Below are 26,624 nucleotides of genomic sequence, written 5' to 3' on the forward strand. Positions count from 1 at the left end.
CTAACAGAAAAAAAAGAGGAATTTGTAATATTCTTTATGAAATTGTCGGTGTTTGTATTGATTCTGTTACAGAATTAACAGGATTTACTCTTACAAGTATGACATCTTCCCCAATTTTCACAATTTCCTTCCAAGGAATTACAATCTCAACATCTTTTCCAAAAATACCTAGCATACGTGTCTGTTTGGAAATAATAACAGAACAAATTTTCCCTGTGTTCATATCAATTTCAATATCTCCAATATTCCCAATCCTTTTTCCATCTGAAATATTTATAACATCCTTCATCTGTAACTCTGAAATTCGTATCACCATTTTTATCCTCTCCCTTATATGACGAATTGGAAACTGTTTCTCATATTTACAGGAAGCCACCTATACGAAACACCATGATAGTTTCATTATATGAACACTAATCCCCTACTATGAGCACAAACCATATTACATATAAAAAGGTCTCACCATAATTGGTGAGACCTTATCCTTGAATCGTTTTATTCATTTGTTTAATGGCTGACTTCTCTAAACGTGATACTTGCGCTTGGGAAATCCCAATTTCTTCTGCAACTTCCATCTGTGTCTTTCCTTGGAAGAAACGTTTTCTAATAATCATTTTCTCTCGATCATTTAAACGCTTCATTCCTTCTTTTAATGCTAATTCTTCAACCCACTGCTCGTCCTTTTGTTTTTCATCACTTAACTGATCCATAACAAAGATAGGATCTCCTCCATCATTATAAATCGGTTCAAATAATGAAACTGGGTCTTGAATCGCATCTAAAGCAAATACTATCTCTTCATGAGTTACTTCTAGCACTTTTGCAATATCCATTGCTGTTGGTTCTTTTGAATTTTCTGCAATCAACTTTTCTCTTACTTGCAAAGCTTTATACGCAATATCTCGCAATGAGCGCGATACGCGAATTGGATTATTATCACGCAAATATCTGCGTATTTCCCCAATAATCATCGGCACAGCATACGTTGAAAATTTTACATTTTGGCCTAAATCAAAATTATCAATTGATTTCATAAGTCCAATGCAACCAACTTGAAATAAATCGTCAACATATTCTCCTCTGTTATTAAATCTTTGGATGACGCTCAGTACAAGACGTAAGTTTCCATTCACTAATTTTTCTCTTGCGCTTATCTCTCCACTTTGCATTTCACGAAATAATTTACGCATCTCTTCATTTTTTAATACTGGAAGTTTAGCTGTATCAACACCGCAAATTTCTACTTTGTTTCTCGTCAAAGTGTTCCCTCCTATCGGGAGTTGCTGTACAGTGTAAAGTATTTCCTTTGAAGGGGATTTTATGCATATGGTTTTTTCACGATTTTTTATTTAAATTATCTTTCCTAATACAACTAAATAGAATAAGACCAGCCTACATAACGGCTGGTCTTATTCTTCACACCATTTTATTAAATTCTTTTCGTAATCTTTTTATAATTCTTTTTTCTAAACGCGAAATGTATGACTGTGAAATCCCAAGCATATCCGCCACATCTTTTTGCGTCTTTTCCTCTCCTCCAGCAAGACCAAACCGAAGTTCCATAATTTGTTTTTCACGATCATTTAATTGGTGTAATGCTTTCATTAAAAGGTGACGATCTACAGTAGCTTCTAAATCTTTTGTAATAATATCATCATCTGTACCTAACACGTCAGACAACAACAGTTCATTCCCATCCCAATCAATATTTAGCGGTTCATCAAAAGAAACTTCTGAACGATTTTTGTTATTTCGACGTAAATGCATTAAAATTTCATTTTCTATACAACGCGATGCATATGTTGCTAATTTTATTTTCTTTTCTGGATTAAATGTATTTACCGCTTTAATAAGGCCGATTGTTCCTATACTAATCAAATCTTCAATATTTATCCCTGTATTTTCAAACTTTCTTGCTATATATACAACGAGCCTTAAGTTACGTTCAATAAGTAATGACCTTGCTGCCTGATCTCCCTTTGGCAATTTATTCAAAAGAACTTCCTCTTCTTCTTTCGTTAACGGTGGTGGCAACGCTTCACTTCCACCAATATAATAAATTTCATCGGTCTTAATTCCTAATTTCAGCAATACTTTATACCAAAGGTATACTAAATAAAATTTTAATTTCATCATATTATCCCGCCTCTCATTATTAAGCGATCACCATTTTTTGTGAAATCAACATTTTTGGATGCACAATACATTGATACTCCCCATTTGTAGACAGTTGTTGTGTATTTAATCCAATTAATACTTTGTTTACAACAATAGAACTACCTTCATGATCAACTTGCACACTGTCAGGCTTAATTGCCCACAAAAATTGACTTTCTACTCCTACTGCACGGAAAGGAATTAAACGTAATTTTGTCGCCCAACCAGAATCATTTTCTGGTATTTGAGGAATTTCTGTTTTGGAATAAATTTGTTCTGTTAACCAAGATGGTAAGCAATGTTCTAATGATGAAACATGCATAATCATAACGGGTGTTTTTGTTAATGGATCGTAAAGTTGGTTCCCACTGTCAATAAGACCTGCCAGTTCTAGTTCTTCTTCGGCCAATTGAATTTTTACTTTCACAATTTGGTCATAGTGTATTTTCGTGACCTCTACGCTTTCAATACGCTTTTTAGAAAAATAATAAATTACCGGAAAGCCAAAAATAACAAATAACCAACTAATTGGATCGCCGTAAGAAATTGACTGAGATTGAACCAATCCATTTACCATTTCATTCGTTTGCAAAAAGAAATGAGTTCCAATTAATCCTCCGCCAACCATAAAGGTTACAAAGTAAAAAGTAAAAACAGTCTGTGCATAATTTCTAAATGTTGTAAACCCAAATGCTGTATACACAATAAGTAACGAGTACAGTAGTTTCATAATTGGATGTGTCATCATAGAAGCAAAAGGAGTAAAGGCAAAAATAACAATAGTTGAACCTATAAATGCCCCTAACACAAGCCTCCATCTTTTGATTTTCTTTTTTAACACGGTAGCTGTTAATAAAAGCAAAAGAAAATCAATGCAGGCGTTTAACAACCAAACAACGTCGGCGTAAACAACCAAACAATTCACCTCTTTTTTCAAGTTGAGACTAGTATAATGCATATCCAATAGGAAAGTGTGTCAATTTGCGGAGGTGTTTTTTTGTTATTTTGTGATTTCTAGACATAATCTGTCGGTAAAGAATAAAAGTACAAATTCATAGAATGATATACTCTTATTTTCACCAACAAAATATATTGAAATATACGAAATAAAAAAAGACCTGCTTAGCAGGTCTTTTCCATTTAAAAAACAAAAAAGGAGCATGAAAGCTCCTTTTTTTATCGTCTACGACGGTTACGTAAAAATGCTGGAATATCGATATCATCTGAATCTGAATGACGTTCATGTACAACTGGCTCTTCACGCTTCATTTCACGTTTTACTTCACGTTGTTTTGAAGGTTGAGCTACTGGTTGTTGCTGTTGTTGCGTGTGGTTCGCATTCGGACGAATAATTGGTTTTGGTGGTTGAGTTGCAATGCTATCATCAAAACCAGTTGCAATTACAGTTACAACGATATCATCTTTTAATCCTTCGTTAATAACAGAACCGAAGATCATATTTACTTCTGGATCTGAAGCTGAGGCTACGATATCTGCCGCTTCTTGTACTTCATATAAGCTTAAGTTAGCGCCACCCGTAATATTCATGATAACACCTTGAGCTCCATCAATAGATGTTTCTAGTAATGGACTAGAAATCGCTTTTTTCGCAGCTTCTGCAGCACGATTTTCCCCGTTACCAGAACCAATACCCATTAAAGCAGAACCTCTATTAGACATAATTGTCTTTACGTCTGCAAAGTCTAAATTAATTAAACCTGGCGTTGCAATTAAATCCGAAATACCTTGAACACCTTGACGTAATACGTTATCAGCTTCACGGAATGCTTCTAACATTGGCGTATTTTTATCAACGATCTCTAATAAGCGATCGTTTGGAATTACAATAAGAGTATCTACATTTTCTTTAAATGCTGCAATACCAGATGCTGCTTGCGTTGCACGTTTACGTCCTTCAAAAGTAAATGGACGTGTTACAACACCAACTGTTAAAGCACCTAATTCTTTTGCAACTTGAGCAACAACTGGAGCTGCACCAGTTCCAGTTCCACCGCCCATACCAGCAGTTACGAAGACCATATCCGCACCACGAAGTGCTTCTTGGATCTGTTCTTTACTTTCTTCTGCAGCTTTTTTCCCTACTTCAGGGTTTGCGCCTGCACCAAGTCCACGCGTTAATTTTCCACCAATTTGCATTTTTGTTTCAGCTTTTGATAGATTTAATGCTTGTGCATCAGTGTTCACAGCGATAAAGTCTACACCTTGTACACCGTGTTCAATCATACGGTTTACAGCATTGTTTCCGCCACCGCCGACACCGATAACTTTTATATTCGCTAATTGATCTTGAGTAGTATCAAACTCTAACATGTCGAAATCCCCCTAGAACCTCATTTTTCGTGTCCAATTTTAATCCCATAAATAACGGAATACACGTTTTACTTTTGACATCATACGGTCATCATTTTGATTATTATTGTTTTGATTACGAGTTTTTTGTTTCGCAGGTTGCTGTTGTACCGGCGTTGGTGCTGGTGCTGGTACTGTTTCAAAATGCTCTTGCTTTTCCTGCACATTTTTCCCACGTAATTTAGCTTTTTGATAAGAATGTTTAATTAATCCAACTCCGCTTGTATATTGGGGCTCACGCACACCAATATAATCAGGAGTTGCTACACGAACATTTTCATGTAAAATATCATATGCAAGATCAAGAACACCTGGCATAGAAGCAATTCCGCCAGTTAGTACATAACCAGAAGCCACTTGCTTTACTCCTAACTTACGCACTTCATCTTGAACAAACATTAAAATTTCCTCTACACGAGCCTCTATTATATCCGATAATTCCAACTGAGAATATTGTTCTGTTTGATCACTTCCCATAATAGGAACCGTAAACATCTCTTCTTCAGATGCTGTATCATAAAAAGCATGTCCATATTTCAACTTAATTTGATCTGCATTTTCTGTTGAAGTTTTCAACCCAATTGCAATATCCTTCGTTATATGGTCTCCACCTAATGGTAATACGCTCGTCGCTTGTAACTCTCCGTCTTTAAAAATAGATAAAGTTGTAGATCCTCCCCCCATATCAACAAGGGCTACTCCTCTATTTTTTTCATCTGAAGATATAGCAACTGTTGCAGCCGCTAAAGGTTGAAGACAAATATCAACAATTTCAAGACCTGCTTTTTCTACACAACGAAGTAGGTTATGTAGTAAAGTTCTCGAGCCTGTAATAAGTGTACCTTCCATTTCTAATCTTACACCGATCATCCCGCGTGGATCGTTAATCTCGTCAAGACCGTCTACGATGAACTGTCGAGGTACCACATCAATAAACTCACGTTCTGGAGCAATTGACACAACTTGTGCTGCATCTAGAACGCGTAAGACATCTTCATTCCCGATTTCACGATCTTCATTTGAAACAGCGACTACTCCGTGACAAGGAAGTAGCTGTACCTGGTTTGCATTGACACCTACTACAACTTGCTCAATATGGATTCCCACCATACGCTCAGCTTGTTCAATTGCTTTTTTAATTGATCGAACAGTCTCGTCTATATCAACTATCGATCCCTTCTTTAAACCATTTGATTTTACATTTCCAACACCAATAATGTTTAAGCTGTCATTAACCATTTCACCAATGATGACTTTAACATTGGATGTACCGATGTCAAGACTAACATATATTTCATTGCTGTTCATTCTTTGGCACCTCCTTCTTTATTTATACCATACAACTCAATATATGGAACAACAATCGCAACTTTACTATTTATAAGAAAAATATTCAACGTCTTTATACGTTTCCCTTTTTTAACCCTATATTTTTCTTATTTTTATTTAGCATTCAATTAAGAATATCGCAGTAAACTATGAATAACTGCTTATCTTGAAATAATTCTATTTCGAGTGTAAAGTTTACCGCCAAGTATAAGTCTACACTAAGATGTACTCATAGAAAAGTGAAACTTGTACCAATACTAGTATGAATCTAAGAATTTTTACATATTTTTCATCAAATGAACCATTCTTCTAAATTCGTATGCATATAATAGAACGTTTGTTTTGTTTTTTCTGCTATAAGCAACGAAAACTACCATTCTATTCTTTTTTTTCTTCCGCACCTAATTCTTTCGTATATGCACCTACTTCTAAATCAATTAATACCTTCTTACCTGGCTCAATTGTTTTTAAAATAAGCGGATAGGCTTCCATACGTTTTGCGAAATTTTGAATCGTAGTGCTCACTTCATAACCTTCATTCATATATAAAGTAAGATGATCTTCATTCGCATTCGTTGGAGAATAGCGAATCTCCGAAATAGATTTTAAAATAGCTGGTGTTAATTTTTCTAGTTCAGCGATTAACTCCTTCATTTTCTCTTCTTTAAAAGGTTCGAAAATCGGTGCTGCAACAGGAAGTTTTCCATTAGGTAGTACATCAAGTGTTTTTCCATTCTCTAATAACGGTTGTAATTTTCCCTCTTTATTTATATAACCAATCGTTAAATATTCTTCAATATGAACATCAATCTTGTTTGGAAAACGTTTTTTTACATTTACTGCTTTAATTTCTTTTCGCTTCGTTAAGTTTTCTTCAGCTTTATGTGCTGTCACTCGGAAATAACTTGTATCATATGTCACGCCTGAATCCTTCATTACTTGCTCATCCGTCATATAATGATTTCCAAACACACTAATCTTTTTTATATTACTAAGCGGAGACCGAAAATAAATTAAAAAGAGCACTAATAAAAATAAAATTGATATGTATAAAATCAATCGATGATTAACATTTTTTTTGTTTTTTTTCTTTTGATTTTTCAATTTTGGTACACGATCTTGTAGTTTAATCACTTTACTATTATTCATGTACGATCCCCCTATGTAACATAAAGAACGGCATGTTCCTCATGCCGTTCTTATCTTCTTATTATAACATAAATGATAATGAGCGGAACGAATAACCGTTATCTTCCAATGATTTCTACTTCTGTGTGCATATCTACATCAAATTTATCCTTAATTGTATGTTTTATTAATTCAATTAAGGACAATACATCTTGCGCTGAAGCTCCCCCGGTATTAACAATAAAATTGCCATGCATTTGAGAAATTTGAGCTCCACCAATCCTATAACCACGAAGCCCTGCTTTTTCTACTAAATCGCCTGCAAAATGTGGGATTGGATTCCGAAATATACTTCCTGCACACGGGTGATTCCATGGTTGCGTTTCACGGCGGTAATCTTTATTATTTTGCATGCTACGTACAATTTCTTCACGTTTTCCCGCCTGTAATTGAAACTCCGCCTCTAAAACAATACCAGGCCGTTTCGTTTGCAATACAGATGCCCGATAAGAAAACTCCAGTTCTTTATTCGTTAACCAGTCAATTGTACCGTCTTCAAACAGAATGAGAGCCTTCGATAATACACTCGATATATCCGATTTATGTGCACCTGCATTCATATATACTGCACCACCGACACTTCCTGGAATGCCGCTTGCAAACTCCAATCCAGCTAACCCTTGACGACTAAGTAAAGTTGACAATTTAATAAGAGAATATCCACTACCAACTCTTACCTTATGTTTTTCGACCTCTAAGTGATCTAATCCTTCTCCTAAACGAATAACAACACCTTCTATGCCTCGATCAGATACAAGAAGGTTTGAACCGCGCCCAATTACAGTCCACTTCGTTTTGTATTGCTTTACTAACTGTAATGTTTTTTCAATACCGGCTACATGCTTAGGCACAATTAAAATATCCGCTGGTCCACCTATTTTCATAGTTGTATAACGCGCTAACGACTCGTTAACTAAAACACGACCAACGTCTGCTTCTATAAGCTCATTTACTAATTGTTCCATAGACAATCTCCCCCATATTAAGTCTCCTTATGACAATAATATGCAGGGCGTTCACCTAACGTTATCCCTCTATTTACGGGCATTACAGCTCCTAAATCAAAATTCGGCGGTAACAAAGAAGTTAGGCGGTATCGGGATGCCAGTAAACATCCGATTAGTGAAAGGTAATAATCAACGAGAGAGAATCACTCCCCACTGATTAAAGCCTCACTTTATTTTTTTACAAGCTTATTCATTACTTCATACAGCTTATTTGCTGCATCTGGAATACCTAGTTTCTTAGCAGCTAGCTTCATATTTTGTAATGTTTGTGCATCCAATAAAATCTCATCAATATCACGAATAAGTGTTTCAGCTGTTAAATCTTTTTCAAGTAACATTTTTGCCGCTCCTTTATCAACAACTGAACGTGCATTCTTTTCCTGATGATTATTTGTTACGTACGGACTCGGTATTAACACACTTGGTTTTCCTAACGCTGTTAATTCTGCAAGTGTTGTTGCCCCAGCCCTTGAAACAACAAGGTCTACACCAGTTAGTACCTCTGGCATATTATGAATGAACGGCTTAATAATAACATTGTTCGGGTTCCCTTTTTGCTTCACGGCTTCCATCACTTTGTCATAATGTACTTCACCTGTTACATATAGTATTTCGTAGCTTTTGTTCCCAAACTGTTCAATTGCTTCAACGAAGGCATCGTTAATCGGTCTAGCCCCACGACTTCCACCAAATATAAGTACAGACTTTTTAGGAAGAGAAAGCCCAACTGAACGTTTCCCTTTCATTCCATTTTGATCCATTACCTCTGATGCTCGCGGATTACCTGTCATTACCACTTTTGACTCTGGAAAATGCTCTGTAGCTGCTTCAAAACAAACAGCAACTTTATCAACATAACGACTTAAAAATTTGTTCGTTACACCTGGTACACTATTTTGTTCATGTACAATAGTCGGAATACCTAATTTGGCTGCAGCGTATACAACTGGTCCACATACATATCCACCCGTTCCAATTACGATATCCGGATTAAAACGGCGAATATATCGTTTACTATCCTGTACACCTTTTAGAAAACGCATTACTGTTTTCACATTATCTAATGATATTTTTCGTTTAAATCCGCTTATAACAATAGATTGAAATGGTATACCTGCTTTTGGAACGATTGTACTCTCTAGTCCATTTTCCGTACCAATATATAAAAATCTTGCTTCTGGATTTAACTTTTTTATTTCTCTAATTAAAGCAAGAGCTGGATAAATATGACCACCAGTACCCCCACCACTCACTAATACACGCACTACTAACTCCTCCGCTTCTCTTTTCTTATTTCCATTATATTTATTTCTATATACATATTGCATTTTTACACACATACGAAAAACCCTGTCTTATAAACAGGGTTTAGTAGCGAGAATGGCGACTTATATTTAATAATACACCTACTGCCATTAACATTAATGTCAAACTTGATCCACCATAACTTAAAAACGGCAAGGTAATACCCGTAACGGGCATCAGTCCTGTTACAACACCAACATTAATCATTACTTGAATCGCAATCATCGCCACAATACCTACTGCTAAAAACGTACCATATAAATCTGGCGCTCCTAATGCGATACGAATCCCGCGCCATAATAATAGACTAAATAATAATAACACAAATGAACCACCAATAAAACCTAATTCCTCGGATAAGATTGCAAATATAAAGTCAGTTTGTGGTTCAGGTAAATAAAGAAATTTTTGTCTACTTTGTCCAAGCCCAAGTCCAAATAATCCACCGGGTCCAATTGCGAGTAATGATTGGATAATTTGAAATCCACTTCCAAGCGGATCTGCCCACGGGTCTAAATATGATGTAATGCGCTTCATTCGATACGGTGCTGATGCGATTAACCCTACAAACCCTGCTACACCAAGCAAACCAAACATCGCAAAGTGAAAGACCCTCGCTCCCGAAATAAATATCATAATGATACATGTCCCAACCATTACCGTTCCTGTCCCAAGGTCTGGCTGTAACATAATCATCCCAAAAGCAAGAAACACAAAACTAAGAGCCGGTAATAAACCACGTTTAAAAGATGTAATCAATTTTTGCCGTTCCGCTAAAAACTTTGCCAAGAAAATAATCATCGCAAACTTCATAAATTCTGACGGTTGAATCGAAAATGCTCCGATCCCAATCCAACTTCGTGCTCCTCCTCGAACAAGACCTACTCCAGGAATAAGAACGAGAATAAGAAGAATGAAGCAAACTAGCAAAATTACTTTTGAATACGTACGCCACACCCAATAATCAATTTTCATAATAAAAAACATAGCTACTACACCAAGACCCGCAAACAGTAATTGTCTTTTGGCAAAAAAGAATGAGTCCCCCATTTTATAAGAGGCCCAAACTGCACTCGCACTATAAACCATAATCATTCCGATTGTCAACAATGAAAGTGTTACGATGATGAGAATAAAATCAGGCGTTTTCTTCATTACCCACAAACACCACCTCTTTAGGCAGAACCTTTTGCCCTATGTAACAAAACATCAGTAGGTGTTAGCCTACTGATGTTTTGATTTACTTTATATAAGTTTATGCACAGCTTGTATAAAAATGTCTCCTCTTTCTTCAAATGTTTTAAATTGATCCCAGCTTGCACACGCTGGAGAAAGAAGAACAACATCATCTTCTTTAGAATGAGCATAAGCTTTCACCACTGCTTCATCTAAAGTATCGACACTTTCAATTATATCTAATCCCGCTTTTTCTGCCGCTCTTACTAGTTTGGGAGCTGTTTGTCCAAATGTTACAATCGCTTTTACATTTTTGAAATACGGAATTAAATCATCGAATTCATTTCCGCGATCAAGCCCACCTGCTAGTAACACAATCGGTTGTGTAAACGCAGATAGTGCTTTCTCAGTCGCTAACATATTCGTTGCTTTTGAATCATTATAAAACTTACGGTTGTTAATCGTTGTTACATATTCTAAACGATGTTTTACACCAGTAAAACGTTTTAACACGACCGTAATTGCTTCATTAGAAGTACCTAATAATTTCGCAATACTCATCGCAGCTAAAATATTTTCTAGATTATGTTGACCAGGTAAAACGATATCACTTACTTCAACAACTTTTTCACCTTTGAAATAAAGAGCGTTATCTTTTATACACGCACCATCTTCAATTTCTTTCGTTGTCGAAAACAGGATTTTTTGACCTTTAGTATCCGCAGATAACTCCATCACATCTGCATCATCCGCATTTATTACACTATAATCGTTTTCTGTTTGGTTTTTAAAAACATTTGCTTTTGCTAAACCATATTCCTTCTTCGTCCCATGGTAATCTAAGTGGGCTTCAAATAAGTTTAAGAACGCTGCAATTTTAGGTTGGAACGATTCTACTCCCATCAATTGGAACGATGAAAGCTCTGTAACTACAACTTCATTTTCTTTTGCATCCTGTGCTACTTCACAAGCTACAGTTCCTATATTCCCTGCAATAACAGGATGCTTTTGCCCTTCTTTTAACATTTCAAATGTCAGCATTGTTGTCGTCGTTTTACCATTAGACCCTGTAATTCCAACAAATGGTGCTTTTGAAATACGATATGCTAATTCAACTTCCGTAACAATTGGAATTTCTTTTTCTTTCGCAGCAACTAATATTGGATTAGAATACGGGATTCCTGGATTTTTAACGACAAGAGAAATATTTCTCTCTAATAATTCTAAAGGATGGCCACCGCATACAACGTCCATTCCTTTTGCTTGTAATTCTGCAGCAAGTACATTGTCTGCTAAAGGCTTTCCGTCATTTACAATGACATTCGCCCCTAATTTTTGCAACAAAGTAGCTGCTGCATAACCACTCTTTGCAATGCCTAATACAAGAATATTTTTATTTTGAAATTCAGTTACAGTTTTCAATTACATCCACACCCCGATATAAATTCCTAACACAGCTAATAAAAATCCTACAGACCAAAACGTTACAACAACGCGCCATTCTGACCAACCACATAATTCATAATGGTGGTGTAATGGACTCATTTTAAAGACACGTTTTCCTGTTGTTTTAAACGAAATAACTTGAATAATAACAGATAAAGTTTCCATTACGAATACTCCACCAATAATTACAAGTAGTAATTCTTGTTTTAATAAAATTGCTACAGCTGCGATAGCTCCACCTAAAGCTAAGGAACCTGTATCCCCCATAAATACTTTTGCTGGATTCGCGTTGAATACTAAAAATCCCAGTACTGCTCCGACAACTGCCATACAGAATATCGCAACTCCAAATTGTTCTTGCGCTACTGCAATAATACTAAATGCTCCAAATGCAATAGCCGCTGTTCCTGATAATAAACCATCTAAACCATCAGTTAAGTTAACCGCATTCGAGCCACCGATTAGCATAAATAGCACAAGTACAAAATACGCCCAACCTAATTCAAACTTAACATCCGTACCTGGAATCATGATATATGTGTGAAATGCTTGCCCTTTTCCAATTAAAAAGAACGCAATAGCAATAACAAGCTGACCTACTAATTTTTGTTTTGATGTTAAACCAAGATTTCTCTTCTTAACTACCTTTATGTAGTCATCTAAAAATCCAATCAATCCATAACCAAATGTCACTAATAATAATAACGAAACCTCTGCACCTAAATGATTAAACTTAATCGCCATAATAAGTGAAGTGACCATCATAGATACATATATGACAATACCGCCCATTGTCGGTGTCCCTGATTTTTTTTGATGTGACTTTGGTCCCTCATCACGAATACTCTGTCCGAACTTTAATTTTCTTAAAAATGGAATAAACAATGGCGAAAGGGCAACAGAAATTAAGAATGCTACCCCAGCCGTTACTAATAAACCTTGCTCAAGCACATGTAGTCCTCCTCTCACGTTGTTACTCTTCGTTGTTTAAACGCCCTGTAATTGCTTCTTTCGCAACTTCACGATCATCAAAATGATGAACTTCTTTACCAATAATTTGATACGTTTCATGACCCTTACCAGCAATAATAATGATATCATCTGCTTTCACATTAGCGATCGCATGGTGTATCGCTTCTTTTCTATCAATAATCACTTCATAATTATTCCCACTTGCACCCTGTACCATATCATCTAAAATAGCCGCTGGATCTTCACTTCTTGGATTATCTGATGTATAAATTGCATGAGTTGCATATTTTGTTGCAACACTTGCCATTATCGGTCTCTTTGTTCGATCCCTATCGCCGCCACAACCAACGATACAATACACATCACCTTTTGCAAATTGTTTTGCAGTTTTTAATACATTTTCTAAACTATCCGGCGTATGCGCGTAATCAACAATAACTGTATAATTTTGTCCGCCATCAACAACTTCAAAACGTCCTGGAACCCCAGCTAGTTCTTTTATAACAGCAATGATTGTTTGTAATTTCACACCCGAAACAAGTCCTGCTGCTGTTGCTGCAAGTACGTTATATACATTGAATTTACCTATTAATTTCATCGTAACATTTACACTTTCATACGGTGTGACAAGCGTAAATGTAGTCCCGCCACTCGTCATAACGATATTTTTTGCCATAATGTCACTTGTTGTATCAATACCATATGTTACAACTGTTGCTGCAGTACTTCTCATATACTCTTCTGTTACATTATCATCGCTATTCAGCACAGCGTACTTTTCACGATTATGATTATAACTATTGCCAAGCTGTGCAAATAGTAACCCTTTTGCATGTTTATATTCTTCCATCGTTTTATGATAATCTAAATGATCTTGTGTTAAATTCGTAAACACCGCTACATCGTAATCACATCCGTGTACACGACCAAGATCTAACGCATGTGACGAAACTTCCATTACCGTGCTGTCCACACCTTGTTCAACCATTTTTGAAAACGTCTGTTGAAGTGTTAGTGCATCTGGTGTTGTATTTTTCACCTCAAATGTTTCATCACCGATTTTCATATTAATCGTCCCAATTAGCCCTGTTTTATGACCATGTGCTCGCATAATCTCATCCATAATATGCGATGTTGTTGTCTTTCCATTTGTACCTGTAATTCCGATTAAATGTAACTTGTGTGTCGGTTGACCATAAAAATAATCAGCTAAAACCGCTAACGAACGAAAAGTATTTTTCACAAGTACAACTGGAACGTCAACATCAATTGGTCTTTCCGCAACAATAGCAGCCGCTCCTTGTGCCGCTGCTTGCTTAGCAAAATCATGGCTATCAACCGTATATCCTTTCATACATACAAATAAGCTTCCTTCTTTCACTTTACGTGAATCAGCTTCTATAGATGTGATTTCTGGATTTTCTTTTGGAACAACTGGAAAATCATGCAAACATGATAAAAGTGTATGCAACTTCATTTCACTAAACCCTCTCTACATTGTTTATTTATCTTTTTTTCAGTAAGCAACACATTACCTCCTATATAAGGAGGTAATGTGTTGCTGGCCTATTTATGAATGAGACACTTATTGTCTCACATTAAGTAACTGTTCTATAAAGAACTCACTTCCACCAATTGTACCATAAAACGTACTATGTTACCTTTAATTCCCGAAGTAAATTCTAATTTTTGAGCCTTCTTTTACTTTAGCTCCCGCTTCTGGTGATTGCTTAATTACTTTCTCTCCATCTCCACTTATATCAAGCTGCAAATCGACGAGTTGTGTTTGTAAGTCTTTCTTTTTCATTCCAATTAAATTCGGAACTTCCACAGTTGGTGTATCGCCCCATTTATATTCTTTCTCAACTTGTTCTTTTCTCGGTTTCACTCCCATAACAGGAAGAGCATCTCGAAGGATATTCCCGACAATTGGAGCTGCTACCACTCCACCAAACTGTGTAACCCCTTTTGGATTATCCACAGCAACATACACAACAATCTCTGGATCATCCGCTGGGGCAAATCCGATAAAAGATACAATATAATTATTCTCTAAATATTTACCATCTTTCACCTTTTGAGCAGTACCCGTTTTTCCACCTACACGATATCCATCAATATAAGCTCCTTTACCAGAACCTTTCGCTACAACATTCTCTAATGCATAACGAACTTTTTCTGAAGTTTCCTTGGAAATAACTTTTCTTTTCTCAACAGGTGTCTTTTTACTAACAACTTGATTATTTTTTGGATCAATAAACTCCTTAGCTATATACGGCTGATACAATGTTCCACCATTTACAGCCGCCGCTACAGCTGCTACTTGTTGAATTGGTGTAACAGAAACCCCTTGGCCGAATGAAGTTGTTGCTTGCTCTACTGGACCAACTTTATCTAAATTAAATAAAATCCCACTACCTTCACCTTGCAAGTCAATTCCAGTCTTCTGCCCAAAACCAAAATTACGAATGTATTTAAATAATCGGTCTTTACCAAGGCGATCACCAAGTTCAATAAATCCCGGGTTACATGAGTTTTGAACGACTTCTAAAAACGTTTGACTGCCATGACCTCCTGCTTTCCAGCATTTCAATCTAGCTCCACCGACTTCAGCTGCTCCATCATCATAAAACGTATCCTTCTCTAAGTCTACTAAATTTTCATTCAATGCTGCAGCTAATGTAATGATCTTAAATGTTGAACCAGGCTCATACGTACTCCACACAGGTAGATTTCTGTTATACACTTCTGGAGAGACACTTTGAAAATCCGCTGGATCAAAACTCGGCCGACTAGACATACCTAAAATTTCACCATTTTTAGGATTCATTGCAATCGCAATCATACCGTCTGGATTATAAGTTGACTCCGCAATATTCATTTCTCTCTCCATAATCCTTGTAATACGCGCATCGATTGTTAATCCTAAATTTAAACCAGCTTCTGGTTTTTTGAAATCATCACCAACATTAGGCATCCTTTGTCCTTTCGCATCTGCAAAAAAACGCACATGACCTTTGTCCCCATTTAGCTCCTTATCATAATATTTTTCTAGTCCCATAAGACCTTGGTTATCGCTACCTGCAAAACCTAATACATGTGATAAAAAATTCCCAAATGGATAGTACCGGATAGAATCCTCTGCGATATACACGCCCTTCAAACTTAAGCCTCGTACCTCTTTCGCTTTGTCATGTGATATTTTCCTTCCGCCTTTATCTAACCTTACAATCGATTCTTTTTTTGTAATCCTCTTATAAATCTCATCTTTTTCCACACCTAATACTGCAGCTAACTTCTCTGCAGTCTCTGCTGGTTTTTCAATTTGCCTCGGTACAACAAAGACAGTTGGAGCACTTTTATTCGTGGCAAGTTCCACACCATTTCGGTCTAAAATTTTCCCACGTTCGGGTTCAAAAGTAATATTACGACTCCATGAATCTTTCGCACGATCCGTTAACATATTCCCAAGAAAAAATTGCACATATCCAAGACGAATATCGATAATAGTGAAGATAAGTATACCTGATATAAGTATAAAAATAAGTCGTTTTCTAACTGTTACATTTGATACACGCATATCGGAACAAGCCTCCCTTACGCCTAGCTTGTTCCAATATATGCTTGTACTTATTTAATTAGAACTTCTTCTCTTTTACCATTACGGCTTTTCTGCTTCTTGTTGTGGTTCAAGTGGCGGTACGAGTGTGACACCTAATTCTGTACCCGGTTGTAATAATGTTCCTTCCGCCACACTTTGTTCTGTTACGTATCCTGTACCAGAAGGCTTCAAGTTAAGCTGTAATGTCTTCGCTAAATTCATAACATCACGCAGTGCCCATCCTTGTATATTTGGCATTGTAGGTTTATCTCCTACCAAGAAGACTCGGTCGCCTTTCAATGTTTGTTCAGTCGCTTTTGGTACTTGTTGCTGTACTTTCCCTTCACCTAATACGATTGGACGAAGTTTTGCTTTATCAATTGCTTTCCCCGCTTCAGCCATCGTTTTACCAGTTACATCTGGAACAGTAGTTTGTTGCTCTTTCAGATGTTTTTTCGGATCTTTCACTTCATTTGGCTTAATCTTTAAATACTCTAAACTATTTTTTGTTACATATTTAAAAATATCAGCTAAAGGCTGTGCACCGTTCTCATCATCTTTTAATTTCGGCTGTTTTACAGCTACATACACAACAAGTTGTGGGTCGTCCATTGGTGCCATACCTAAGAATGAGAATATATAATTCTGTCTTCCTGTCATATAGCCGCCTTTTCCATCCGGAATTTGCGCTGTACCTGTTTTACCACCAACTGAATATCCATCAATTTTATAAGCTGTCCCTGTACCTTTCGGAGATGTAACAACACGTTCTAATAACTGTCTTACTTGCGCTGCTGTTTCCTTTGTAACAGGTTTTCCTACTTCTTCTGGCTTATGTTCTAATTTTACTTTCCCTGTTATCGGATCTACAATTTTATCAATTGCATAAGGTTTCATCATTTTCCCATCATTTGCAATAGCTGTTGCAGCTTGTACAAGCTGAATTGGTGTTACAGTGGAACCTTGTCCAAAAGCTGTTGTCACTTGTTGTATTTGCTGATCAAATAAAATTGTATTCGATCCTTCACCTGATAAATCAATGTTCGTTTTTTCATCTAATCCAAAACTATGAATATATTTTCGGAAACGTTCTGGACCAAGTTTTTGATCTCCTAAAATTGCAAACGCTACGTTTGAAGAACGTTCTACCCCTTCATCAAACGTGATAGAGCCCCAACCAGCACCGCCGTTATGATCTTTTATTTTCCTATTTCCGACTTGATATGTCCCGGACTGATAATAATCTTGCCCTTTGTACACACCTTCATTAATAGCTGCCGCTAACGTGAAAATTTTCATTGTTGATCCAGGTTCAAATGCATTGGCAATTGCGTCATTGAAGAAATATTTAATTTGACGATCATTAGGGTCATAACTAGGTTTAGTAGACGTCGCTAATATTTTTCCAGTTTTCGGATCTGCAACAATCCCTATTAAACTTTCTGGTTCATATTGCTTACTTGCTGCTTTCATCGCGTCTTCTAAATAACTTTGGACACGGTGATCAATTGTTAAATACGCGTTATCTCCATTTTTAGGTGCCTTTACATTAACTTTTCCACCATCAAGAGACACACCTTTACGGTCACCTGTATATGCTACTTCTCCGTTAGAAGCACTTAAATATTTATCCAAGCTTTTCTCTATGCCAAATTGACCTACCGAGGTTCCATTCTCATTTGGTTTTGCATGACCTATAACGTAAGATGCGAAATCACCGTTTGGATACACCCTTGCATTTTCTGTAATAAAAGATATTCCCGGCAACTTCAACGCTTCTATTTGTTCCTTCTTTTCTTTCGTCAAATCCTTACCTAACGTTCCAAATTCGACTTGACTTCTACCTTCCTTATTTAAAGAAGCTAAAATATCCTCTTCGCCTTTTCCAAGTACTCCTGCAATTTTCTTTGCAGTATCTTCTTTATTCTCAACAGAGTTAGCACCTTTTAGGGCGGCTACTATTTTATAAGAGTTTGCGTCTTGCGCTAACACATGACCGTTTTGATCATAAATGGTTCCTCTGTTCGCTTCAAGAACTCCTGTTTTACTATGCTTTTGTTTAGCAAGTGCATCTAAATCTTGATTATGAACTGTTCCTGTTGATTGTATGTAAAAAAATCGGGCTAATAACAGCAAAAAGAGCAGGAGGAAAAATATCATAAAATAACCTGCTCCCTTATTGGTATGAAATTTAGTCATATTCTTCTTCATCGTTCCTTCACACCTATTGCCTTATTTGAGGCCTTTCACATTATTCGCATTAATTTCTAGCCCGTGTTTTTTTGCAACTTCAGCGATTCGTTCATAGCGACTTAACTTCTCTACTTCAGCTTGTAATTCTTGATTTTCTTTTTGCTGCTGTACAATTTTTTCTTCTATCGTCGCTGCTTCTACATTAACTTGATAAAGGCCTGCTTTATTTCCAATAAACGCGACACAGGCATACAATAAAAAGCCAATAAACGCTACATACAACAGTTTTTCGATTCTTGTAATTTTCGCTTTAACTTTCGGCTTAACCATCTGCTGTGGGGGCGTTTGAATTTGCACCTCTTCTTGCGCTTGTTGTTTGTACTTTACAGCTAAATTAGTCATACCTCTCTCTCCCTTTTATCGTTTTTCAGCGATTCTCAACTTCGCAGAACGCGCACGATTATTTTCTTCTAGCTCTATATCAGAAGGTAAAATCGGTTTTCTTGTAATAAGCTTTAATTTCGGCTTAAATTCATCAGGAATAATCGGTAATCCTGGCGGCAATTGTGGCGTTGTACTATTTCGCTTAAACGTTGTTTTACAAATACGATCTTCTAATGAATGGAATGTTATAACACTAACTCTTCCACCTGGCTTAACCATCTCAATAGCAGATTCCAATGCTTCTTCAAATACTTTTAATTCATCATTTACAGCTATACGAATTGCCTGAAACACTCGCTTAGCAGGATGCCCACCAGTTCTACGAGCAGGAGCCGGAATACCTTCTTTAATTAGCTCTACTAATTCTCCTGTCGTTTCAATAGCTTTATTCTCACGATAAGCTTCAATTTTTCTTGCAATTTGTTTTGAAAATTTCTCTTCACCGTATTGGAAGAAAATCCTTACAAGTTGTTCATATGACCAACTATTTACAACATCATATGCTGTTAATGGGGCATCTTGATCCATCCGCATATCTAACGGTGCATCATGATGATAACTAAAGCCTCGCTCTGGTGTATCTAATTGTGGGGATGAAACACCTAAATCAAATAAAATACCGTCTACTTCTGTTATACCTATTTCCTGCAGTTTTTCAGCTAAATAGCGGAAGTTACTCTTTACTGTTATAAACTGTTCACCGTATGAAGAGAACTTTTCTTTCGCGTTTTGAATCGCTATCTCATCTTGATCAAACGCTATTAATTTTCCACCTTCAGTTAATTGGGATAATAAATAAGAACTATGTCCTCCTCCCCCCAGTGTACAATCTACATATGTACCATCTGGCTTTATATCTAAGCCGTCTACTGTTTCCTTTAAAAGCACTGTTACGTGTTTAAACATTGTTGCACCTACTCTTTTTCCAATTAATTATGTTGAATGTATCCCTTCCTCTAAACACATCTTTCACGCTTAGAGAATGAAATAATACGAAAGAACGACTCATTTAACTTACCAATAAAGGCAACATACTATACAAATCGCTATTTTCTTTTATTATATACTAAATTTTATCATCTTTTGCGGGAATTTAAATAAAAAACTGTCGAAAAAGCGAATAATACGTTTACATTTTGTGCTATTTTGTCATATATTTAAGTATCCAACACAATTATCACATCTATTTTTTTGATTGATAATTCAGAAAAAAATCACTTCACAGTAAATTCAACGGAATAAAAATAAAATCCTGCTCCAAGGAGCAAGATTTTATAGTTTTATAACATGATGTTTTCCGTCCCAAGAAAAAGGGTTTTCCATTACACGATCAACGAAATCCAAACCAAACTGATTTAAATAATAACATACATTCCACACACGTTCTTGCGGCGCACCTAATGGACGAAGTGCGAATTGTATACGGCGAAATTTATTTAGCTGAACCTCATACTTTTTCTCAACATTTCTTTTCAACATTCTTTCCAGCAGTTCAATTTGTTCATTAATTTTCAATTCGTTTTTCCCTGCAAACGCACCTAACCCCGGCTCTATTTTCTTTACAAATTGCTGTAAAGATGTATGAATATCGGCAATTTCTTTTTTCGCCTTTTCAAAATGATCATCAATCGGTTCCTCTATTTGATTAGACAACCAGTTTTCACGCAGTTTATCGACATCATTTAAAAACGGATCACTTTCTCTCAATTGCAGATCGAATAAATCTGTCGCTATATATCTCTCCACATAAGTAATTGTAAGACGAGGAACGACAGGTGGCATTTGAAAACCGACAGTATGGAATACTTGTTGTAATTCACTCCAATAAGCTAATTCCCCTGGACCTCCAATAAATGCGAGCGTAGGAAATACATACTCTTGCATAAGAGGACGTGTTACAACATTATTACTAAAACGTGCCGGATTTCTCTCCATCTCTTCAATCAACTCTTCGTATGAAAATGAATGCGCCCCATCCTTTCCAACAAACTTACCTTGATGCTCTTCAAGCAATACTCGTTCATTATCTATTTCCATAAATATATGCACTGCATGAGACTTCGTTTCAATAATCGGTTTGTATCCTAGTTCTTTAATTACTTCCTGCTGATTACGAAGGCCCTCTTGTACCTCTTTATACTTACTTATAATTCGCTTAAAAAATGGAATTTCTAACTTTCTTAATTCAGGATGATGTGAATCAACAAGGATTAAACCAGAATTAGCAAAGATTTTCGTAATAAGATGAGCAAAGAAATCTACATACGTATTCGATTTTTCCAAAGCATCATCAACAAATTTTAATACATCCTTTGTAAAATTTGTTTCTGGATATGTTTTAAAAATCTCTTCAATCCAATTTCTACAATCTTCAACAGAAAGTTCAGACTCAGAAGCACTCGCCTTTTTCGGATTACGATCATAAAAAATAGTTTTTTTCATCTTTTTATTTTTCGCTAAAAAAGTATGGTTAATCTCATCCATATCATGGTCTTCACCCGCAATCCAGAAGACAGGGACAACTTTCACCCCTAAACTTTCTTCTTTTTCCTTTGCAAGCTTTAAAATTGAAATAACTTTATGAATTGTATAAAGCGGTCCAGTTAATAACCCCGCTTGTTGTCCAGCTATTACAACATATGTATTTTCATCTCCAAGCGCTTTTACATTTTGAAGTGTAGATTCTCCCGCTTGTAATTTTGTATTATATTCTAATAAATGCGCTACTACATCTTGGCGGAAAAACTCCCTTTCACGCAAATCATGTAAACGCTGTTTAAAAGCATCTTCTGTTAACATATAATCAAAACATGACTGTATCTCTTTTTTACCGTTCATATAGTCCGCTACAACACCTTGTTGCGGAACAGAGATTTCTTTTATCTCCATATAATTCTTCCTTTCGTATCCAGTTCTCTCACCAATCCACATTGTAGTCAATGTTTCACGTAAAAGCAAAGAATAACACTTATACTCTTGTTTCTAACCCTTTTATTGCATCGAACAAAAATTGAAGTGTCGGAACTGGTCGTTGCTGTTTCTTAGCCTCTTCTAATACATATCCAACAATCGCATTAATTTCCGTCTGTCTATTCGCTCTTACATCGGCTAGCATAGAGGATGTATTACGAGACGTTCCTTCACACACATTGCGTACCATTTGCCATACCATCTCTTTTTCTCCTCTAATAAGAAAGGCGACCTCCTGAAACACTTGCTCCATCATTTGATAAAAAAAACGATTCTTGATTAATTCACCATTCTTAACTCCCAATAACGCCGTCAACGGATTGATACATACATTTACCACTAATTTTTTATGCATAATCTCTTTCCAATCCGTTTCTATTTGAACTGGAAAATAAGAAACGGGAAAAGAATGGAATACACTTTCGAAATGTATAGATTGACCACAAACCACTCCAAATTTCGTTACCCCAACTCCAGTATGATGAACGATATGCCCTCCCTCTTTTTTCGCACCATGTTCTACAATACCAACAGCTATATTTTCACACCCTATGTTCAGCATCTTTTGAAGATGTGACATTCCGTTTTGCAAAAAGATTAATGATGCTGCCCCTTCCACAAACGGTAGTATGTCATCTATATGATATTGCTTCACAGCAATAAATATATAATCTAAATTTTGCGCTACCATACTTTCTATCGGTAAAACAGATGGATATACTGTTTCACATGTTCTATCTCTAATACAAGTTACACCTGTTTCATTTAACTCTTCAGCCTGCTTAGCTGTTCTTGTAAACAACGTAACATTTTGGTTACTTTTTTGTAAATAAAATGTATACAATAGACCAATAGCACCTGGTCCGACAATTCCAATTTTCATTTTCACACAAGGGATTCACATTAAGCGCCCTTGCCGCCCCCCTTTTTTTATATCTTTTTAAAGTACATGAGCACGCCCTATAATTTCGTTGTCCTCTGCCAAACAAATACACTCTCATTTTTCACTACGTATATACTGCCTATTAATACACTTATACTCTTAGTTTAGCAAATCCTCAAAAAAATAATAAAAGAAATATACTATCTTCTTCATAAAAATAAAAAAATGAGTTATACTATTATTGTAAATATTTTTACTTTTCTGCATTCAACGAGATAAGAAAAGGATGTGATGTAATGGGATTCCCAAAAGTTGAGCGCTTGCTCATCAATTATAAAACGTTAGATGAATTTAAAAAATTTAAAGGGTGCGGAGCCCAAGAACTATCTATGCTGGAAGAATTGCAAGCAAACATTATTGAAAACGACAGTGAATCTCCATTTTACGGTATTTATTATGGCGGATCACTAATTGCACGTATGAGTCTATATATGAAAAGAAACGGCGGAGAACCATTCGAAATTACAGGTCCTTACCTAGAACTTTATAAACTTGAAGTATTACCAACTTTTCAAAAACAAGGATTCGGGCAAATACTTGTAAATCATGCGAAACAAATGCAATTTCCTATTAAAACGATAGCGCGTATTCATTCATCTGGTTTTTGGGATAAATTAAGTTTCAACCCCGTATCAGTAACTGATGGAGATTTTTATATTTGGCATCCAGAAACAAATTTGAATGCGGTTACAAACGAAGAATCGGCTTAATAAATAAATAAAAAAAACAGCTGTATAACAGCTGTTTTTTATTTCTTAAGCTTCTCTAACTTTTCATTCGAGCGAGCGTTGTTTCTTTCCACTACCATTACACTTCTTTTTTGATCGATATAATCAAGTAATGTTCTATACTCTTCCTCATATACTGATAATCGCTCCAGAAGACGCTCTCTTTCTGTTTGTAATGATTCAACTTGTTGTTGCAACACCGTTAAAGAGTTTTCATCTTTATAATTTTGCAAGAAGTCAATAACATCATTCAACGTAATTGACGTAGGTTCTAACACCTTCGTCTCTTTCACTTCATAATTTTCTACTTTACGAAGTTGCTTTGCTTCCTCAATACGTTCTTTATATTGCTTTCTTACGTAAGAATTCCATCTAAATCCACATGCTGCTGGTGTACGTGATAAATTTTTTCCCACTTCCTTAAAGGCAGAAAGTTGTGTCCCACCTTCTCGAATATGCCGGAGTACTACTTCTGCCAGAAGCAAATCTTCATCATCAGTCCAAGCATCTTGTCTTGTTGTCGCCATCTCTCTAGTCCTCCCTATGCATTTTTTATTAAGCATATGCAGTTACTAGAAAAGATAGAATACAACAACTAAAGATTAAGACAAAAAAAATAAACGCAGAAGATATCTTCTGCGTTTATTTTCCCGCAATTACTTGCTGATTACTTCTTTACCTTTGTAAGTACCGCATGCTTTACATACACGGTGAGCTAATTTCGCTTCACCACAGCTTGGGCACTCTACCATACCAGGTACTGATAATTTGAAATGCGTACGACGCTTTCTTTTTACTGTTTTAGAAGTTCTTCTAAAAGGTACAGCCATTCTTCCCACCTCCTTAAAAGAAATAGTTATTTTCATATGAAGGCCTGAACCAGTCTTCCGATTATTTGTCAAAAAACTTTGCAAGTCCTGCCAATCTTGGATCAACAGTCTTTTCTTTGTCTTCTTCCGAAATCACTTGCCAGTCTTGACCTTGCGTCGGTGCTCCACCAGAAACATCATCACTGAAAATTTGCATTGGAATCTCCAAAAGTATATTTTCCTTGATTACGGGCAGTAAGTCAAGTACTTCTCCTTCTAAAGAATGAATTTCAGCTTCAGTTTCAAATTCTTCTTGTGAAGTTTGGAACACCTCAGTTGTTTTAATGTCAAATGGTAATGTCACATCTACTAAAGAGCGAGAACATGGTAAAACCATGCTTCCAGTTATATGTAGATGAAACGTAAACTTACCGGAGCCAAAATCAACTCTTCCCATTACATGCACAGGATTAATTTCACGAATATCTTTCTCGACCTCTTTTAGCTCACTTACATCTACCATCTCATCCAATGTCAATCCTTTATTTCTCAATTTATTCAATTGATGGATGGACCATTTCATATCATATCACCTCAAGGCAACAAACAAAATTATAGCTAGCCATTTTATATTTGTCAATGTTTTTTCTTTACACTATAATGAAGTCATCATAGTAAATAATATATAGAGTATCACGTTTTTCAAAAAGATGCTACATCGAAAGGAGAGATTACCATAAAAGCTGGTGGTATTGTTGTTGAATATAACCCTTTTCATAACGGTCATCTTTATCATGTGCAACAGACAAAAAAGTTAACACAATCCGATATAATAATTGCCGTTATGAGTGGTCCTTTTTTACAGCGTGGTGAGCCCGCACTCATTTCCAAATGGTATCGCACTAAAATGGCCTTAGCAAACGGCGTAGACCTTGTTGTAGAGCTTCCATACGTCTTTGCAACACAAAAGGCTGAAACCTTCGCAAATGGTGCTATTTCCATTTTAAATGCCCTACGTGTTTCTGAAATTTGTTTCGGTAGTGAGGATGGACAAATCAAAAACTTTTATAATACCATCTCCGTACAAAAAAACGAAGAAGAGACTTTTAACTGCCTTGTAAAACAATTCATGGACGCTGGTAATAGTTATGCAAAAGCAACATCAGATGCTTTCTCACACATTTTAACATCCGAAAACAACATTGATATGTCACAACCAAATAATATTTTAGGCTTCCAATATATGAAAGCAATTCTGTCACAGAATAGTTCTATACAAGCTCAAACTATACAAAGATTTGCCTCTCATTATCATGATGAAACATTTAATGACCAATATATTGCAAGCGCGACAAGCATCCGAAAACAACTCTTTAGCGAAGAAGGATCATTTACAACAATTGAACCTTTTCTCCCACAGGCAACCACTTCGCTTTTAGCAAATTACAAACAAAACTACGGGATATTACATAATTGGGAACAATACTTTTCATTTTTTAAATATAAACTCATGACGATGTCTCCAGGGGACTTACGACATATATATGAAATAGAAGAAGGTTTAGAGCATCGTATTTTATCAAAAATACAAAACAGTTCCTCCTTCTATTCATTCATGGAAGCATTAAAAACAAAACGTTATACATGGACTAGATTACAAAGAGCTTGTACACACATTTTAACAAACACAACAAAAGAGGAAATACGTAGCGCAAATATAGAACAACACGCACCATATATCCGCCTGTTAGGCATGTCACAAAAAGGACAAACTTATCTTTCAAAAAACAAGAAAAAAATCGAACTTCCAATCCTTACTCATACAAAAACATTTGACCATGCCGCTTTAGATATAGAGAAAAAAGCAAACTCTGTATATTTCTCCATCATGCACGAACCGTTACGCACGCAACTATTAAAACAGGATATAACACACCATCCTATTCGCTATGATGAAACAACTACAAAATTCCTATAAAAAAACCT

General features: G+C 36.1%; 24 protein-coding genes. 2 read left to right on the top strand and 22 right to left on the bottom strand.

Annotated features, from left to right (window positions below):
- Positions 1–34 precede the first annotated feature (34 nt).
- From MR167_RS11315 to panE, 19 genes are all read right to left on the bottom strand, one after another.
- Positions 35–316, bottom strand: a complete 282-nt coding sequence (locus MR167_RS11315) for a YlmC/YmxH family sporulation protein (RefSeq protein ID WP_000236745.1) — start codon at positions 314–316, stop codon at positions 35–37.
- Positions 317–479: 163 nt separating this feature from the next.
- Positions 480–1,259 (bottom strand): RNA polymerase sporulation sigma factor SigG, encoded by a 780-nt coding sequence (gene sigG / locus MR167_RS11320; protein ID WP_000197755.1) that lies wholly within the window; start codon positions 1,257–1,259, stop codon positions 480–482.
- Between the two features lie 157 nt (positions 1,260–1,416).
- Positions 1,417–2,136 (bottom strand): RNA polymerase sporulation sigma factor SigE, encoded by a 720-nt coding sequence (gene sigE / locus MR167_RS11325; protein WP_000976948.1) that lies wholly within the window; start codon positions 2,134–2,136, stop codon positions 1,417–1,419.
- Positions 2,137–2,155: 19 nt separating this feature from the next.
- The gene (gene spoIIGA / locus MR167_RS11330; protein ID WP_000261975.1) at positions 2,156–3,073 is read right to left on the bottom strand and encodes a sigma-E processing peptidase SpoIIGA; all 918 of its coding nucleotides are present in this window, start codon (positions 3,071–3,073) and stop codon (positions 2,156–2,158) included.
- A 260-nt stretch (positions 3,074–3,333) separates the two neighbouring features.
- On the bottom strand, positions 3,334–4,488 hold the full coding sequence (ftsZ, locus tag MR167_RS11335) for a cell division protein FtsZ (protein ID WP_000888984.1): 1,155 nt from the start codon (positions 4,486–4,488) through the stop codon (positions 3,334–3,336).
- A gap of 39 nt (positions 4,489–4,527) precedes the next feature.
- The gene (gene ftsA, locus MR167_RS11340) at positions 4,528–5,835 is read right to left on the bottom strand and encodes a cell division protein FtsA (protein WP_001087559.1); all 1,308 of its coding nucleotides are present in this window, start codon (positions 5,833–5,835) and stop codon (positions 4,528–4,530) included.
- Positions 5,836–6,234: 399 nt separating this feature from the next.
- Positions 6,235–7,005 (bottom strand): cell division protein DivIB, encoded by a 771-nt coding sequence (gene divIB / locus MR167_RS11345; RefSeq protein WP_001065791.1) that lies wholly within the window; start codon positions 7,003–7,005, stop codon positions 6,235–6,237.
- Positions 7,006–7,103: 98 nt separating this feature from the next.
- Positions 7,104–8,009 carry a UDP-N-acetylmuramate dehydrogenase gene (gene murB, locus MR167_RS11350; RefSeq protein ID WP_000437031.1) on the bottom strand — a complete coding sequence of 302 codons (906 nt, stop codon included), beginning with the start codon at positions 8,007–8,009 and terminating at the stop codon, positions 7,104–7,106.
- A gap of 212 nt (positions 8,010–8,221) precedes the next feature.
- Positions 8,222–9,316, bottom strand: coding sequence for an undecaprenyldiphospho-muramoylpentapeptide beta-N-acetylglucosaminyltransferase (gene murG / locus MR167_RS11355; RefSeq protein WP_014894899.1), 1,095 nt, complete (start codon positions 9,314–9,316; stop codon positions 8,222–8,224).
- 103 nt (positions 9,317–9,419) lie between these two features.
- A complete protein-coding gene (spoVE, locus tag MR167_RS11360; RefSeq protein ID WP_000753521.1) occupies positions 9,420–10,511 on the bottom strand; it encodes a stage V sporulation protein E in 1,092 nt (363 codons plus the stop codon).
- A gap of 90 nt (positions 10,512–10,601) precedes the next feature.
- On the bottom strand, positions 10,602–11,954 hold the full coding sequence (gene murD, locus MR167_RS11365) for a UDP-N-acetylmuramoyl-L-alanine--D-glutamate ligase (RefSeq protein WP_000860096.1): 1,353 nt from the start codon (positions 11,952–11,954) through the stop codon (positions 10,602–10,604).
- A complete protein-coding gene (mraY, locus tag MR167_RS11370) occupies positions 11,955–12,929 on the bottom strand; it encodes a phospho-N-acetylmuramoyl-pentapeptide-transferase (protein WP_000893058.1) in 975 nt (324 codons plus the stop codon).
- Between the two features lie 22 nt (positions 12,930–12,951).
- Positions 12,952–14,427 (bottom strand): UDP-N-acetylmuramoyl-L-alanyl-D-glutamate--2,6-diaminopimelate ligase, encoded by a 1,476-nt coding sequence (gene murE, locus MR167_RS11375; protein WP_000766291.1) that lies wholly within the window; start codon positions 14,425–14,427, stop codon positions 12,952–12,954.
- A 186-nt stretch (positions 14,428–14,613) separates the two neighbouring features.
- Entirely contained in the window at positions 14,614–16,530 is a 1,917-nt protein-coding gene (locus tag MR167_RS11380; protein ID WP_001266235.1) for a stage V sporulation protein D, read from the bottom strand.
- Between the two features lie 81 nt (positions 16,531–16,611).
- Positions 16,612–18,762, bottom strand: a complete 2,151-nt coding sequence (locus tag MR167_RS11385) for a penicillin-binding protein (RefSeq protein WP_000739962.1) — start codon at positions 18,760–18,762, stop codon at positions 16,612–16,614.
- A 21-nt stretch (positions 18,763–18,783) separates the two neighbouring features.
- Positions 18,784–19,146, bottom strand: coding sequence for a cell division protein FtsL (ftsL, locus tag MR167_RS11390; RefSeq protein WP_000182806.1), 363 nt, complete (start codon positions 19,144–19,146; stop codon positions 18,784–18,786).
- A 15-nt stretch (positions 19,147–19,161) separates the two neighbouring features.
- Positions 19,162–20,094, bottom strand: a complete 933-nt coding sequence (gene rsmH, locus MR167_RS11395) for a 16S rRNA (cytosine(1402)-N(4))-methyltransferase RsmH (protein ID WP_000472508.1) — start codon at positions 20,092–20,094, stop codon at positions 19,162–19,164.
- Between the two features lie 366 nt (positions 20,095–20,460).
- Positions 20,461–22,077 (bottom strand): bacillithiol biosynthesis cysteine-adding enzyme BshC, encoded by a 1,617-nt coding sequence (gene bshC / locus MR167_RS11400; RefSeq protein ID WP_242314655.1) that lies wholly within the window; start codon positions 22,075–22,077, stop codon positions 20,461–20,463.
- Positions 22,078–22,156: 79 nt separating this feature from the next.
- Positions 22,157–23,041: a 2-dehydropantoate 2-reductase gene (gene panE / locus MR167_RS11405; protein WP_033794172.1), complete on the bottom strand. Its 885-nt coding sequence runs from the start codon at positions 23,039–23,041 to the stop codon at positions 22,157–22,159.
- Positions 23,042–23,337: 296 nt separating this feature from the next.
- On the opposite strand from panE, the gene MR167_RS11410 reads away from it, so the two are divergent.
- Entirely contained in the window at positions 23,338–23,811 is a 474-nt protein-coding gene (locus tag MR167_RS11410; protein ID WP_242314657.1) for an N-acetyltransferase, read from the top strand.
- A 38-nt stretch (positions 23,812–23,849) separates the two neighbouring features.
- Here MR167_RS11410 and MR167_RS11415 read toward each other — a convergent pair whose 3' ends face one another.
- The 3 genes from MR167_RS11415 to MR167_RS11425 all read right to left on the bottom strand — a co-directional run bounded on the left by MR167_RS11415 (position 23,850) and on the right by MR167_RS11425 (position 25,221).
- Positions 23,850–24,356, bottom strand: a complete 507-nt coding sequence (locus tag MR167_RS11415; protein ID WP_000246470.1) for an RsfA family transcriptional regulator — start codon at positions 24,354–24,356, stop codon at positions 23,850–23,852.
- Between the two features lie 129 nt (positions 24,357–24,485).
- Entirely contained in the window at positions 24,486–24,659 is a 174-nt protein-coding gene (rpmF, locus tag MR167_RS11420; RefSeq protein WP_001984764.1) for a 50S ribosomal protein L32, read from the bottom strand.
- A 61-nt stretch (positions 24,660–24,720) separates the two neighbouring features.
- Complete coding sequence (locus tag MR167_RS11425) at positions 24,721–25,221, bottom strand: YceD family protein (protein ID WP_000872137.1); 501 nt, start codon at positions 25,219–25,221, stop codon at positions 24,721–24,723.
- A gap of 213 nt (positions 25,222–25,434) precedes the next feature.
- On the opposite strand from MR167_RS11425, the gene MR167_RS11430 reads away from it, so the two are divergent.
- Positions 25,435–26,616, top strand: coding sequence for a nucleotidyltransferase (locus MR167_RS11430; protein WP_003307657.1), 1,182 nt, complete (start codon positions 25,435–25,437; stop codon positions 26,614–26,616).
- The last annotated feature ends 8 nt before the right edge of the window (positions 26,617–26,624 follow it).

Origin of the sequence: Bacillus cereus group sp. BfR-BA-01355, from assembly GCF_022663675.1 — a bacterium.
In the GTDB taxonomy this organism is placed as follows: domain Bacteria; phylum Bacillota; class Bacilli; order Bacillales; family Bacillaceae_G; genus Bacillus_A; species Bacillus_A thuringiensis_S.

What these genes read in the sequence shown, in the direction of transcription:
- ftsA (WP_001087559.1), bottom strand. Translation starts at nt 5,835, where the DNA reads ATGAACAGCAATGAAATATATGTTAGTCTTGACATCGGTACATCCAAT.
- sigE (WP_000976948.1), bottom strand. Translation starts at nt 2,136, where the DNA reads ATGATGAAATTAAAATTTTATTTAGTATACCTTTGGTATAAAGTATTG.
- spoVE (WP_000753521.1), bottom strand. Translation starts at nt 10,511, where the DNA reads ATGAAGAAAACGCCTGATTTTATTCTCATCATCGTAACACTTTCATTG.
- bshC (WP_242314655.1), bottom strand. Translation starts at nt 22,077, where the DNA reads ATGGAGATAAAAGAAATCTCTGTTCCGCAACAAGGTGTTGTAGCGGAC.
- rsmH (WP_000472508.1), bottom strand. Translation starts at nt 20,094, where the DNA reads ATGTTTAAACACGTAACAGTGCTTTTAAAGGAAACAGTAGACGGCTTA.
- MR167_RS11380 (WP_001266235.1), bottom strand. Translation starts at nt 16,530, where the DNA reads ATGCGTGTATCAAATGTAACAGTTAGAAAACGACTTATTTTTATACTT.
- MR167_RS11415 (WP_000246470.1), bottom strand. Translation starts at nt 24,356, where the DNA reads ATGGCGACAACAAGACAAGATGCTTGGACTGATGATGAAGATTTGCTT.
- MR167_RS11410 (WP_242314657.1), top strand. Translation starts at nt 23,338, where the DNA reads ATGGGATTCCCAAAAGTTGAGCGCTTGCTCATCAATTATAAAACGTTA.
- panE (WP_033794172.1), bottom strand. Translation starts at nt 23,041, where the DNA reads ATGAAAATTGGAATTGTCGGACCAGGTGCTATTGGTCTATTGTATACA.
- murE (WP_000766291.1), bottom strand. Translation starts at nt 14,427, where the DNA reads ATGAAGTTGCATACACTTTTATCATGTTTGCATGATTTTCCAGTTGTT.
- MR167_RS11425 (WP_000872137.1), bottom strand. Translation starts at nt 25,221, where the DNA reads ATGAAATGGTCCATCCATCAATTGAATAAATTGAGAAATAAAGGATTG.
- ftsZ (WP_000888984.1), bottom strand. Translation starts at nt 4,488, where the DNA reads ATGTTAGAGTTTGATACTACTCAAGATCAATTAGCGAATATAAAAGTT.
- murB (WP_000437031.1), bottom strand. Translation starts at nt 8,009, where the DNA reads ATGGAACAATTAGTAAATGAGCTTATAGAAGCAGACGTTGGTCGTGTT.
- MR167_RS11385 (WP_000739962.1), bottom strand. Translation starts at nt 18,762, where the DNA reads ATGAAGAAGAATATGACTAAATTTCATACCAATAAGGGAGCAGGTTAT.
- divIB (WP_001065791.1), bottom strand. Translation starts at nt 7,005, where the DNA reads ATGAATAATAGTAAAGTGATTAAACTACAAGATCGTGTACCAAAATTG.
- ftsL (WP_000182806.1), bottom strand. Translation starts at nt 19,146, where the DNA reads ATGACTAATTTAGCTGTAAAGTACAAACAACAAGCGCAAGAAGAGGTG.
- MR167_RS11315 (WP_000236745.1), bottom strand. Translation starts at nt 316, where the DNA reads ATGGTGATACGAATTTCAGAGTTACAGATGAAGGATGTTATAAATATT.
- rpmF (WP_001984764.1), bottom strand. Translation starts at nt 24,659, where the DNA reads ATGGCTGTACCTTTTAGAAGAACTTCTAAAACAGTAAAAAGAAAGCGT.